Below are 14,298 nucleotides of genomic sequence, written 5' to 3'. Positions count from 1 at the left end.
TTGCAAGTCAGCAGTCATGAGTTATTTATTCACCTGCTCTTTCCCAGCTTTCCCTGCTAGCCTCTTAGGCTTCTTTTGAGGGCTGCCAAACAGATGCGCGGATGATAGCCCACAAAAGTAACAAGTTATAGATAGCCCATGCACCGTTAAGTAGGTGAACCAAAGGATAATTTAGATGACCAATCGCAAAGCGGTAAAGACTCCACAATATTCCTAGAATCGTCAGGGCGAAGATAACCAACTGTGGCCAAACAAGCCGGAGATAAATTCCAGATTGGCGTTGCTTAGGTGTGACTTGGAAATTGAGTTTTTGCCCTGTGAACACACTCCATACAGCTTGGATTAATAAGGGGAATAAAGCGATCGCATATTGTTCGGAGCGCCATACTTCTCTAGCTGGAATACCCCAGGTGGCTGCAAGAAAAGTCAGACGGTTAATAATAAAAGCTGGAAAAAAGTGTATGGCAAAGTCAGGGCCGTAGCTTCTAACTGGAACAATGTCCGTAAAAAAATAGATAATTGGACAAGAAATAAAAACCAGAGTTGCAAAACCAGAGAAATAACTATACATCGTCTTGAAATATTGCAACCTTTGCCAAAACGTTAGCCCTGATTTTGTGAGTGGATTTTCCCTCACTAGCACTTGGATAGTTCCTTGTGCCCAGCGTAGCCGCTGTTTAAGAGTAGAACTTAGATCGTCTGGCGCTAAACCTTCTGCCAAAAGTTCATTGTGATAAATAGATTTCCAGCCAGCACTATGCAGACGCATGGCTGTATTCATATCTTCCGTAATGCTATTACTGGATACCCCACCAACTAAATCAAATTCATCTAAACGTTTTTCATTTTTGGCAAATTCATCAGCAAAATTTTGCAGTCCTACACTAACTAATGCTTCACGTCTCAAGATCGCATTTGTGCCCGTATAGAACGCAGCATTCATGCCATCTTTACCTTGTTGAAGTGGTCCATAAAATAAATTTGCTCGATGTCCAAAAGGATCGCCTGGAGGAATATTGTAAAAATCCTGGCGGGTCTGTACAAAAGCAATTTGATTCTGGTCGTATTTTCCTGTTGAAAGATTATAGGTGTAGAAATAAGGCAGAACTCGCTTAAGAAAACTTGGCTTGGGAATGTGGTCAGCATCTAGAGTAACAATAAAATTTCCTGCCGTTTCTCCTGAAAAAATTGCATAATTGATGTTGCCTGCTTTGGCATGATGTGCTACACCAGGCGTCTTAGGACGAGCAATGTAGCGAAACCGGGAGAGTTCTAGCAGTTCTAGTTCTTTTTTGCGAATAGCTTCTTCTAAGGCTTTGTGTTCGGTAATTAGGCGTTCGCGTAGCGTCTTTGCAGGAGAATCGCTAATACTTTGATGAGTCGGAGGTAGCCAAAGAATAAACTGTCGTAGACTTTGCACAAATTCAGTAGCAAACTGGTTAACCACTGGTTCTGATGATGCTTGCAGCCATTGTTCTGCGGCTTGAGTATTAGGTGTTAGATTTTGCAGGTGCTTCAGGCGCTCTAACAAACAAGAGTGTTCTGCATCAATCCGATTTGCTTCTTGTTGTAGTAGTGGTGACTGCAAATCCTGAATACACAATCTTTCTGTCATAGCCCGCATATCAGCCGAGTTACCGTCATCCAGCACATAAACGCGTAACTTTGTTGGCGGGTAATCTATTGTCAGAGCAGCTTTGGCAGTTTCTTCTACAATTTCCGGCGGCTCGTTGTAGCAGGTGACAAACACATCCACTGTTGGCCAGTCCGATCTGGGTAGAGGTGGGATCATCTGGTCAAGAGACTTAATCTGTCTGACTAAAGGACGCCATAACCCAATTACAAACATCATGCCACCGAAATAGCTATAAATTTCTGCTATCAGCAAAGGAATCGAGATCCAGAGGGCATCAAAATTGATCGAATGGGTGACGCGCCATTGCAAATACCAGATACCAAAAATTAAATTGATTTCTGCCAGGTAGCGAAATAACAGCGTTCTTTTTTTGAGTAATGAGCGGCTGTTGCCGGAAAAATTTGAGAAATTATCACTAATAGAAACTGAAGTCATTTTAGTACCAGTAATTAAAACAATGAAAAATTAAAAACTCAATTGCTTTAATTTTTAATTTCCGAAGGGTCAAGCACAAGCGGATGTCTGCCTCTAGCTTGGTAAAGCAGACTTTCTAAAACGATCGCATTCGTATTCACGTCAACTGAAGCATTAACACCTAGTTTGGAATTTTCATATCGCCCTGAAAGATAGCCGCGATTTTTATCAGCTAAATTTTGAGCAAAGTCTCGCAGCATCTTTGTGTAAGGCTCATCTGGCATGAGCGCAAACCAAGAAAATGCTGCTTTCGTACTGACAAACCGCAATTGGGGATAGGCTTTTCCTGTGGTGTTCACGGCTTGCCAAGATTGGCCATTGGAGTAGACGCTGTAATACAGAAAGTAAGGAGGACGATCCAAGGAATCTTCATTTACAGCAGTTAAAATTCCAGTGCGCTTAAATCGTTGTAATTGCACTTTTAAAAGGTTTTGCACTTGAGGTTTAACAGCATCATTCCAACCCATTTCTAAACCCCAGAGTAAATAAGGATCATTCGTCAGGTAGTTGCTAGCTCCAGAATTTTTGAAATTACGCTCATCAATTTGCAAAGTAATACCATCAACTTGAACTGCTTTGACTGGTGGATTTGTGAGAGCATTAGTAGCTTGAATATTCCACAACTTTAAACTTTGGGCAGCATATTGCTCGTAGCCTAATCGCCCTTCCTGCACTTCGAGAAGTTTGCCTGCTTTAGGAATAGCTCCATTTAACCAACCATCCTTGACTAGTTTTGATGTATGCCAACGAGCGACGATGTGATTAATGCGATCGCTATATTCTGGATAATGCGATCGCATAACATGCAATCCGATCAAAAATCGTGCCATATCCAAAGCTGACCAACCACTTGTACCTTTGGGATCGGGTGTGTCATTGAGTTGGCGCATTTCGGCAGTATGGGTGCTATAAGCTTTATTGGGTAACCCAGTTGCAGGTAGTGGCAGTTTTTCCAGCGTCTGTAGCAATGTGTTCATTCGCTGTTGAAACATTTCTTTCGGCAATAAACCTAACTGGCGAGCCGCATGAATTCCTAATAAAGCGCTACCCTGATCCCACCAAGTTGTCCACGGCAAGTTGTCTACCGAATTTACTAAACCTGTTTGAGGATTCCAGTTACGCTCAAAATACTTCCAAGCCCGCCCGGCAGCAATTTGATCTGCTTTTTGGTTCAATCCAGGCAAAGAAGTTGTGGGCGTTGGAGTCGCAGGTTTTTCTGGACTAGCTGTTGGTTTTGGTGGTGTCGGTTTTGGTTTTAACGGTAGTGGCGTGACTGTGGGAGCAGTCGGGTCTGGAACGGTTTGTGAGGGTGGTGTTTGGATATCAGGGTTAAAGTTGTCAGGGGCAGCAATGAGCGTAGATGGAGTAGGAGAGCATTGCCACGTCCCCGTACTCGGACAAAGCAGGAGTTGTTGATTTGTCGTTGCGTACAATACTGATTGCAAAATCATGCTTTTGATGCCGCTTGTTGCCATTTATATCTTCTTTGCCAACTCAGCAGGCGATAAATAGCCAAAAGCCGAATTATTTACCGCGTCTTTATAACCAGCAGATTTGCCGCTATTACTATTAATTGCCCAATCACATTCTTTATTAATATTGAAATAAAGAATGGCTCTTACACCCATCCCAGGTAGCTGCGTGTAAGAGTCTCTTAACCATTGGTCTTTGGCAGTGTTGGGCAAACCATTTTGCGTATTACTCGTACTAGCTGTTTGAGCGATGAAAATCGGCTTACTGCCAGCCATAACCTTCATCCGCTTGATATATGGTTCAAAAACTTCTTTTGGGCTACTCCAGTGTTTCCAAGAAGAATTACTACAATACCCCCAGTTGTACGAACTAAAGGCAACGACATCTACTGATTTGTCCCCAGGATAGTAGTTTTCAAAGCGATGTTCATTGTTTTCACTCCAACCATTCGGTGCAAATACCCAACGGATTGCTTGTGAAGATACACCAGCCTCTTTAAATATCTTTTGGATACGTTGATAAGCTAACTTGAAGTTCTGCGGGTTTTTGCTGTATGCTTCTCCAGGAATGTTCATCTCTTGCAACGGAGCGATAAACGCAATACGTCCCTCGCCTCGTTTTGCCCAGTCAGAGTATGCTTTTGCCACTTTTTGCAGAGAACTATCTACGTCTCCTCTAGCAATCTGCGCTGCTGAACGAGTAGATTTGAGATTAATAAAGGCTGTGTATCCGTTGTGTTTCAGTTGTTCTAGGGAAACTGGGATGTTGTAGGCAGGATTCGAGTCTTCGATATCAAAGAAAAATCCAGCAATAGAATGGCGCTTACCAGTCCATTGATCGACTTGACGCAATTGGCTGTCAATTGTACTTTGATTTCCCATGTAATCTGGAGTGTACAGTCCCAGTAGTACAGGAGTATTGGAAGCTGTTTGGTTGCGAATTTGGTTTAATTTCCGGTTTTCGAGTTGCCTTGAGGCATCAGCAACCGCCATTAGATTTTTACTCGCAAAGATGCTTCCTAGTAAAATTAGCATCATCAGCGCCAGTCGTACCTTGTTCATAGATTTGAAGGAATAACCAGGGATTTTGAATCGAGATGTCTGTTGCTCGTGTAAGCTACGGACTGCATTGACTCATGTACAAGTATTCCCAAATACGACTGATTATTAACAAACACAGCTTTGTAATTACAGTAAGTTGCATTCCAACTTATTCTGTAACTTTTGTGCCAGTTACTAACGGAGTCTTTTCGCCACCTGAAACCCAGTAACTTCCAGAACTATCAGAAATTAACTTAGTTCGTTGTATTGCAGTTTTGGGTAGACCTCGCCCAGAATTTCCCTTAGTAACTTCTTGCCACCAAGGAGATTTCATGGTGGAAGTCGGACGAATTAGGGGTTGTCGATTCATTACCTTGTACAGCAAGGATTGCAAAATCATACTGTTGGTGCTGCTGGTGAAACCAACTGCCGTTTTACCCGTGGTTTCATAAAAGCCCTCATAAAATCCAACTAATGGATTGTATAAGTCAGTCGTTCCTTGCAGTAACTGTTGACTGTACTTGTTTTCTGGAAGCAAGGCATGATAGGCAAAAGCGACTGCTGTACTTACCAATCGCCCTTTTGGTACAGGTTGACCATTATCTCCTAAAGCCACCCAAGGATCACCCTGCCCAGTAATTGTACTGTGGACAGTGTAAGGTTTACGATCAATCAAGGTGGTGGCTGAGGCTGTGAAGATGCCGGTGCGACGGTAACGTTCAGCTTGCGCCTCGAAAATTGGCTCAAAGAGCGATCGCATTTGTGGATCTAGTCCAAACTCCAATCCATAGAGTACAAAAGGATTGCTAACTGTGTATTGGTTTTTGGAATTAGTATCTGTGCGATGGCGTTGAATTGGGACTTTCAATCCCTCCACTGAGGCAGTTTGATATTCACCCCCAACAGCAGAACGATCCACATTAAATCCCCATAATTGAAAAGCACGAGCTGCATATTCCTCATAACCTAAGCGAGTTTCAGGATTAACACGGATAAGCGATCGCCCATCTTGCTCTTTGGTGACAGTGGCACTAGAAAGAATACCTTCGCGCACCACACGCAAGTATGACCAATCCAGGACAATTTTATCTACGGCAGCCGTGTATTCTGGATGACAGCTTTTTAAGTTGTAAAGCGCTGCCAGCATTCTACCTAAATCTAAAGCTGACCAACCGTTTCCTTCGGGAACTGGATTTCCACCATAATCTACTGGTTGGAGGGTTCTGGTATCATAACCTCGACTCGGTAATTCCCCTGCAAATAACGGTAACTTTGTCAAGGCTGCTAATAGATGGCGGGTGCGCTGGTCAAATTCTTTGGGGGTAATTGTATCGAGCGATCGCGCGGCATGGAGTGCCGCTAGATAATCTCCCAATCCCCAGAGGGTTGCACCTTTGAAATCACTGCGATCGTCTATCAGCCCACTTTTGGAGTGATAATTTGCTTGAAAGTATCGCCAAGCCGCCTCTGCATAGCGCCGTTCAACAGGCGTCAGTGGTCGAGCTAGTTTCAGTTGAGATGATGGCTGGGGACTATCTACTGGTGGAATAGGTGTAACAGCTACTTCTGTAGGTTTAGAAGTATCCGCAGGGGTTGCGATCGGAGTTGTAACAGTAGAATTCGGTTGATTTGAGGGTGTTGCACCAGAAGCATTTTCACTGGGATTGCCAGTAGAATTCAGTTGATTTGAGGGTGTTGCACCAGAAGCATTTTCATTAGGCTTGCTAGTAGACACACTCGCAGAAGTAGAAGCAATTAAAGGGTGATTTCCCCTAGCTTTGTAGTATAAAATCTCCAAAATTAACCCATTAGTATTACCTGTCAAAGCTTTGTTGGGTTGTTTTGATTCTTCATAGATACCAGCATAGTAACCGCTATCATCAGGACTGCGGAGATCCTTAACTGCATCAAAAACCTTTTGGGCATAAGCATTATCTGGAAACAAATAGCGCCAACCAAAAGCAGCTTTTGTGCTGATGCTGCGAAACTGTGGATAAGGCTGATTAGCATCGGTAATAGTTGCCCAGTTTGCACCGTTGGCATAGACGGTGTTGTAGAGAAAATAAGGTGCTTGGTCGATATTATCTTCTGTTACCGCAGTTAACTGACCTGTGGTATCAAAACGCCGTTTTTGCACATCTAAAACCCTAGTAGCAAAATCAGCTAACTCACCTTGCAAGCCAAATTCAATCCCATCAAGGATATAAGACTCACTCACAACATAATTATTAGCGTTGGTGCTTTGAAAGTCACGGCTATCAACAGGAATTTGCACACCATTAATTTCAACTAACTTAAATGGTTCTAAAGCAATAGCCTTGGGTGCTGAGAAACCCCAAAGTTGATAACCCCTAGCGCCGTATTCTTCGTAGCCGAGTCGTCCCTCTTGTACTAGTAACGTTTTCTTGTCAGGCAAAACAGTAGCGCCAAAAAGTTGTCCATCTTTAAGCGATCGCGCCACCTGCCACTTTGCTACAATCCCTTTGAGCCAGTCATTATATTGAGGATGACAGGTACGGATGACATCAAACGCAGCCAGTATTCGCCCAACATCCAAAGCAGACCAACCAATACCCTGCTCCAACGGATTGTTACCATAATCAACCATTTGTGCAGTGGCTGCGTTATAGACTTTATTGGGCAAAGTATTCTCAAACAACTTCAAGCTGCTAAGAGTCGTTAAAAACTTATTTAGATGTGCATCAAAGTCTGCTTGCTCAGTCACATTCAACCAACGTGCAGCATTCAATGCCATTAGGTAATTACCCATATCCCAGAGTGTACCTGAAGGATAACCCCCAGTAGAATTGGTAAATCCCGTTGCTGGCTGATAATTTTTGACAAAATACTGCCAAGCCGCACGAGCATAAGTTTGTTCTTCAGATGTGAGCGGGGTTGTAATATTGCTACAGTTATTGGAATTTTGGGATAAGACTGGTGTCGGGATGTAAAACAGTAATTGCAGAAATGTTCCAATTAGGAACAATGCAATCCATCTCAACAGCTTTTGTTGATGGTGCTTGTATAGCATAAGCAAAGAAGGAGTTAGGAGCGCGTCTGTACAGCTATCGATAGAGTCGAGTAGCGCTAGTGAATGATATTCGCAAAAGTTATAAATATCAGGGTGATTTACACGGAAATTTTGTATATTGTTTCCTTAAACGGGGTCTGTATACGTAAAAAGTTTATATTTTGCCCAAAAAGAGATGTTATAGAGAAAATAGTCAATTCTCCCAATCATTAGTTCTTATGTACTAAATATATCCGTTTCTTTGGGGTGTGACAGTTATGGGTGCGGAATGTGGGTTACAACAATTGAAGATAGTTTTCGAGAAAACCGTCCTCAACTCAAACTCATCAATTATGGTACAGGATCAGGAAAGACTCATCAATTGTTTCAAGCTATATATAAAACGATTCAAGAGCATCCAAATACTCAGATAATCGGCATATATTTTGCCCCATTAAGAGAACATTTATGTGTTCCCACTTCAGTTAGCAGTCAATATCCAGATGTTCCCGTCTATAAACTAAATTCCTTAGAAATGAAAACGACGGATGAATATATCAAATCATACAAAAAATGGATACCTTCAATCCTTAAAAACAAAAAGTTTTGGAAGATCGATCCAAAAATATACCCTCATGAAAAAGTTCAGGAAAGCCAACAAAAACTCAAGACAGTAGAAGATGTTATACGCCGCCTTGAGTATGTCCAAAGTGTAGGTTTAGTGAATGAGGAATTTAATAGTTCCGAGACTAAGAAAGCAATACGTCAACTGAATAATTTACTTGAAAACTTTTTAGAATTTACAATCAAATGTAAATTGGATCGTTCAAGTTGGCCAGATGAATGTTTAAAGTTAGTTGGGATATTTTTCCCCCTTCATCTCCTGCAAGATAAATCTGGCATCTTGATGCTCACTTATGATAAATTTGAAACCGCTATTCCATACTTTATCCATAATGGTAAAACATGGGTAAAGAAAAGCAACGAGCTTGATAAATACGTTATTCAGCACACAAATAGCTCCAGAAAATTTATCCTTGCATTTGATGAGCAGGAAGATGGATATCAAATTATGCTAAATGAAAAAATTGATATCATTTCACCTCAAATGTTGGCAATTAATAATGCGTTGTCATCTATTAATAGGGAATTTTCTATTCTTTTTTCTACTCAAAACAATGAAAACAGAGAATTTCTAAATTTTGTTGATAAAAATAAGGGAGCTTTGCACGAATTTCAAGAACATTTTGAGAAAAACAAAGATATTGACCCAAAATTGCAAAAATTTGCCCCAGTATATCAACGACTGACCTTTGAGGAAGGCAACTCTATCAATTTTTTGGAACAGGTAGTAACGATTATAAAAAGACTTGAAAAATCAATGGAAGAAATTGCTGGGATTTTCGATGATTCCGATCAAGATAACCCCATTGTATTAGATTTTGAAATGTTATCCAGAGTATTTTCAAAATTCGATAGTAATAGAAGTTTGTTGATTTCTCAGCAGCTTTACAACAAAATCAGTGATGAATTGATGAGCATTTTCTCATATAACAACCTATACATCTACAACATTGAACCTCTGAAAAAACTATTTTTAACCAGACCTTCCGGCGGTCATGTTCACATCACTGAGGAAAAAGTTTCAGATAATACCTCTGTGGCAGAATTGATTTATGCCATTCTAGCTGTTCGATTACAAATCAAAACCATCAAAGATTTTCTGGTTAATGTTTTGGATGCTGAAGATTCTCAATCTCGTTCTTTAGATATTTGGTCAGAACAGATAGCTAGAGTCCAAAAGGCAAGTGAAGAAAGCTCATTGCCAAATCAGCTGCTCAAATACTTAAACCGTACCTATGTCTATGAAAGCTATAAATCTATCATAAATATTAAAGAAATTTCTCGGTATCAAAATCCTAAGAATAACTTGATTAATCACACACTTAGAGAAGTTTCTATTGGGAGTACGGTTATATTGACTTCGCCTGAATTCAAGATAAATTCCATGCTAACTAATAATAGTAATGTAATTTTTCTTATCTCAGCAACAGGAGGAATTTTTGGGGATTTAAGCACAAGTTATGATATGCGTTATTTAGAAGATAATTTGCGTAATGAATCTGGCAAAAGTTCATTTAAATCAATGGTTGAAGAAGAAATCTGGCTTTGTGAAGAAATCCGAAATCAGCGTGAGGCAAAGCGACAGATTACAGTCAACTTTTTTAACGAAAATTTATCATCTTTTCCAAATAACAAAACTCAAGAAGTAGCAGAAAGATTTGAAAACAAAATCTTAAAAGATTTTGTCAATGATTGTAAGAATGATGGTACTTGGTTTGGTATTTACAAAATACAAGAGTTAAAAAATTTTATTCGTTTCTTATTTTACCTGTGTGAAGAGGACTCAATTCAAGAAACAATTGCTTTTACTCAAACCATAAGCTGGATTAAAAAGTTGATGAGTTTTTGGGAGAAACTTCATCATGCAAACTTTGTATTTGAGAAATCATCAGAGCATCCAAATATATATTATATCAATTTAAAGCATCAAAAATATCAGAGCAATATTTGTATTAAAATAATTTTATACGAAGCATCCTTCACTAAACTTTACTTTGATCAAACAACTAAAAAAATATATTTGGATGAGCTTGTTGAAGAAGAAGGACAGAAAATATTCTTTATATCGGCTTATCAGTCAGCTTCAAAAGGATTGAACCCTATCATAAAAAATCACAACGGCGATGAAAAAGATTTCGACTCTTTAGTTTTGTTAATGGACAGTTACTACACAGTAATGAAACCATCACAGAAGAAGTCAAAAGAGTCTGAAAAATCTACGACACTTTATCATTTTGCTTTAATGAAAAGTATTGTAAATTTGGGAGACTCTAATCTTGAAATAAAAGATTTCAACAAATACCTGAGCTAACCGGAAGCTGGAGCATTTCGAGACCAGCAACACCAAATTTTATTAGGCAAAGCAATTTTGCAAGCTATTGGCAGATCTGAAAGACGTGATTTTCCCAACCAAATGGGAAAGATTTTCGTTAATGAAGAAACCAGAAAAAATTTAGTGAATTTTTACAGATACCTGGAGCGGGAAGAGCCGAATGAAATCCGTAAGTTTTCCGTTAACAACCACAAAGTTTACTTAAGTGTTCAAGAGGAAGAGAATAAACGAGCAATTAATGATTATGATGAGCATGTATATCATGAGACTAATGCTTCTCTAAATTTCCAAAATTTCAGAGAAAAAATGTTGGATAATATTGAGACTTTTCACCAAGATAAAACAGCCTTTGCTATTACAAAAATGTGGAGCGCTTTACGCGATCCAGTTGTTTTTAAAGAGCCAAACAGGTATCTGCAAAAGTTACGAGAGTTAAAGCTATTTCCTGACGAATTTATTGATTCATTATTTTATAGCAACGCAGAAAAACTTGAATTCACCCCATATTTAGTTTCTGTGAAGGAAGACGGCAAAAAGTTCCAGATTATCAGCGATAGCATCAATGGGGAAAAAATTTATCCTTACCAGAAGCGGTTATATCCTGAATCTATCAAAACAAATGCTCAAGGTTATGACTTGGAAGGAAATGAAATTGGCTTACTAGATCCTTCAAGTAATTTAATTTACAGCTTGTACAATGAGTTAATTCCACAACCGGAAATTTTTAATACTTATATTCCGCGTCCACATTTCTTTTACGATATGTTATATCCATCACTAACCGAAAATTTTGCAGAACGCTGGATTAAAGATGTAGTTTTCAAAGGTAAAGACTGGAAAACCATAAAAGACAAGGATGGTTTTGAGCCATTGCTAGATTTTAAAAAATATCACAAGTTGTATGAGCGGTTTGATTTGTACTATATCAAGGACAATACGCTATTTTGTATTGATGTTAAAGCCTGGAGTGTAGCTTCGGGGAATCGCCTTTCAAATCAGATGCTAGAGAAAACTCAAAACAAGCTGAATACTATTGTTTCAGACTATCCAGAGTTTAATGCTGTGAGAGGGTTACTTCTAAATTTGCACGCAAAACAAGAAAAAAATAACCAATACTCACCAATATTATTTTCAGGAAATTTAATTTACTTTGATCGCTACAATATCCCAGTTGAATCTAATATACTTAAAGACTTTTTGTTCCCAAAGGAGAAATAAGATGAGAGATAAAATGACTAAAGCATTCTCAGATAAATCAAGAACAAACCAGCTAAAGATATTACTGAATCCAGAAGATGTTGCTGAAAAACTTTACCTATATCTCTTTAAGATGGGTAAAGGAATTGAGCATTTTGATCCTAAATATCAGGTTGCTGAAGATGAGTATTCCCAAGATGAAGATTCACAGGCTGGTTATTACGAAAAACAGCATAAATTCATTAAAAGTCAGATCCAAGAACGACTTTCTGTAAATGGACAAAAACCTAAATATTCAGACATTCAGTACTTCCTTTCCTACGTTGATGGTAAAAACAATGTGTTCTTTCTATCTCCAAATAAAAGCCATTCTGGATGGAAACAGTTATTCAGCAAGAATCAAGAAAGAATTTTCAATTTAGTTTTTAAATTTTATCTTCTTTCTCCAGGTTTATCTGTAGAGACAATGAATGGTTTTGAGGAATTACTATTACTTCATTCCAGGAGTCTTAGCAAATCAGAAAATGCCCTTATAGTCTGGGGACAGAATCTGTTAATTAAATACAATAACCATAATGTAGTCACATTAACCTTATCTCGAAAAAGGCGACTATTGTTACCAAATGATGAGTATATAACTACAGATAGTGACAATTTGGGAGACTTGTTGGTCTATAAAAACAAGAACTACTACTTTGAACGTTACCTTGAGGCTCGCTGTAAAAACTCTATTTATTTTATGCAATTCCCTAAAGATCAGGCAGATTTTAATAAGTTCAAAAAGACTCAAGTTTATCATTATCAAAATCTCATGACACAACTTGAGGTTTTTTTAAGTGAGTGTGGTATTGACTTTAATCCTCTTCATTTTCAGGCTGACTATTACTTAGAAAACCCTTTTATCAAAAACATAGAATCTGTAGAATCATTAGAGATTATTAACAATACGGGAGTTGATCTGACTGAATCTGAACAAGAATTTCTGAAAAATTTTCTGAAACATCAAGGGGTATCTTTACTCACATTTTATAATTCTGGAACAACCGTTAGTACCTATGAACAAATAGAAGTTGAGGGTGAGGACGAGCCTTGCTGGAGAATTACTGAAGTTGTTCCCTGGTCAGATATTAATTTTGATAAGGGAAAAAACTATTTAGTTTTCAATAAACTTTTGGAAGAAGAAGCAGGTTCAATGGCCTACCAGAGAAAGGATGGTCTCTGGTATCCATGAACAAAAATAGATAATAAAGTGAAAGTTGATTTCTATTCACAGTTAAAGAAAAGATTTAACTATTTAGATACAGGAGATTTTTTTAGCATACAAGGAATAAATGTACTAGAATTTAGGGCTGTTGGAGATGTAAAATCTGCCTGGTCGGTTCTTAATTATACGAACTATAAAATTGATAAAGATACTCTGCTCCTAGACACGCAGGCTTTTACGGATGGGGACTTTTTGGACATAGAGGGTTCTATTTTCTGCTATTTAAAAGGTCAAGAAGATAGCAAACAATCGAAACATTTCTGCGATAATTACAAAATAAATATTTCACCTGAATTTCAGAAGGTCTTGATTGAATTGGGAATTAAGAACTGGATGAGGCAAAGTCTTGTAAATCCTAGGTTTGGCTTGCGAATTAATCCTCAATCATTTCCCGAAAAAAAATTCTTTACTATATATGTGCGTAGTCATCGAAAAAAGGAAGCTAAAGCCGTAGCAGTAGAATTCTTATATAAAGAGGGTTGCATATATATCAAAAATGTAATGCGCGATATGAAACAGATCGAAAAAGAATTTCAATTTTTAAGAAGGCAAAAAAACAAGTCAGAGAAATTAATTGACGATCAACAATATTTTGTAGATAAATCGGAGCAGTTATATATTAGTTGCTATACAAATGACTTGTATACACCAACTTTAATTGGACGCAATGGTATTATTGAAGACATGGAAAAGGGAACTCTAAAAATTAACCGAGAAATTCAAAATGAAGATAGTAGTAGATTATTCCCTTTGGTGTCGTATTACAACGGTGAAGTTAAACCCATTAAGCGAATACAAAGTATGATATGTTTGGATTTGCAGAACAAAATATTTGTTCAGTATTATGTTCCGCCTGGGAAAAATCTTGATAGTTCTCTTAAGAAAGGGTTTAAAGTCTATCATTTGATTGGGAAGACATATTCCCAAACGTCAATTCAGACATCAGAACTTATCAAGCATCCCATCACAGCTTTACATTTTAGTACACTAACTCAAAATGTTTTAAAGATCAGTGATAATAGTCAATCATCTCTGCTACAAAAAGTGGCAAAGGTATTAATTGAAAATTGAGAAACAGGTTTATGTTGAATATCAGCGCATTCCTGCGCCTGCTTATTTCGGAAACTGCACCGCAAACCCCGATCGCAAGCTAACGACAAAAGCTTAGAAGCCGAGAAATCAGCAATCTCTGACATATTTAGGATTTATTGAAGGAGGTAGAACTAGCGATCGTTCACTTAACTAGTC

Annotated in this window: 8 protein-coding genes; 4 read left to right on the top strand and 4 right to left on the bottom strand. The window is 38.5% G+C overall.

What is annotated here, in order from left to right:
- Positions 1–64 precede the first annotated feature (64 nt).
- The 4 genes from V7L12_RS05915 to V7L12_RS05900 form a co-directional block, all read right to left on the bottom strand.
- A complete protein-coding gene (locus V7L12_RS05915) occupies positions 65–2,071 on the bottom strand; it encodes a glycosyltransferase (RefSeq protein WP_335082947.1) in 2,007 nt (668 codons plus the stop codon).
- A gap of 47 nt (positions 2,072–2,118) precedes the next feature.
- Positions 2,119–3,585 (bottom strand): DUF3131 domain-containing protein, encoded by a 1,467-nt coding sequence (locus V7L12_RS05910; RefSeq protein WP_335082945.1) that lies wholly within the window; start codon positions 3,583–3,585, stop codon positions 2,119–2,121.
- On the bottom strand, positions 3,586–4,644 hold the full coding sequence (locus V7L12_RS05905; protein WP_335082943.1) for a hypothetical protein: 1,059 nt from the start codon (positions 4,642–4,644) through the stop codon (positions 3,586–3,588).
- Between the two features lie 148 nt (positions 4,645–4,792).
- A complete protein-coding gene (locus tag V7L12_RS05900) occupies positions 4,793–7,609 on the bottom strand; it encodes a DUF3131 domain-containing protein (protein WP_335082941.1) in 2,817 nt (938 codons plus the stop codon).
- Between the two features lie 313 nt (positions 7,610–7,922).
- Here V7L12_RS05900 and V7L12_RS05895 point away from each other — a divergent pair, with 313 nt between their 5' ends.
- From V7L12_RS05895 to V7L12_RS05880, 4 genes are read left to right on the top strand one after another with little or no spacing between them, the layout of a single operon-like run.
- The gene (locus V7L12_RS05895) at positions 7,923–10,568 is read left to right on the top strand and encodes a hypothetical protein (protein WP_335082939.1); all 2,646 of its coding nucleotides are present in this window, start codon (positions 7,923–7,925) and stop codon (positions 10,566–10,568) included.
- A gap of 57 nt (positions 10,569–10,625) precedes the next feature.
- Positions 10,626–11,807, top strand: a complete 1,182-nt coding sequence (locus tag V7L12_RS05890) for a hypothetical protein (RefSeq protein WP_335082937.1) — start codon at positions 10,626–10,628, stop codon at positions 11,805–11,807.
- 13 nt (positions 11,808–11,820) lie between these two features.
- On the top strand, positions 11,821–13,017 hold the full coding sequence (locus tag V7L12_RS05885) for a hypothetical protein (protein ID WP_335082935.1): 1,197 nt from the start codon (positions 11,821–11,823) through the stop codon (positions 13,015–13,017).
- A gap of 18 nt (positions 13,018–13,035) precedes the next feature.
- Complete coding sequence (locus tag V7L12_RS05880; RefSeq protein WP_335082933.1) at positions 13,036–14,121, top strand: hypothetical protein; 1,086 nt, start codon at positions 13,036–13,038, stop codon at positions 14,119–14,121.
- The last annotated feature ends 177 nt before the right edge of the window (positions 14,122–14,298 follow it).

It is taken from the genome of Nostoc sp. (assembly GCF_036918245.1).
Classification (GTDB): Bacteria; Cyanobacteriota; Cyanobacteriia; order Cyanobacteriales; family Nostocaceae; genus Nostoc.
This window is presented reverse-complemented; position numbering and strand designations above follow the sequence as displayed.

Excerpts from the sequence above, each read along its gene's own strand:
- V7L12_RS05915 (WP_335082947.1), bottom strand. The coding sequence starts at position 2,071 with ATGACTTCAGTTTCTATTAGTGATAATTTCTCAAATTTTTCCGGCAAC.
- V7L12_RS05910 (WP_335082945.1), bottom strand. The coding sequence starts at position 3,585 with ATGGCAACAAGCGGCATCAAAAGCATGATTTTGCAATCAGTATTGTAC.
- V7L12_RS05905 (WP_335082943.1), bottom strand. The coding sequence starts at position 4,644 with ATGAACAAGGTACGACTGGCGCTGATGATGCTAATTTTACTAGGAAGC.
- V7L12_RS05895 (WP_335082939.1), top strand. The coding sequence starts at position 7,923 with ATGTGGGTTACAACAATTGAAGATAGTTTTCGAGAAAACCGTCCTCAA.
- V7L12_RS05885 (WP_335082935.1), top strand. The coding sequence starts at position 11,821 with ATGACTAAAGCATTCTCAGATAAATCAAGAACAAACCAGCTAAAGATA.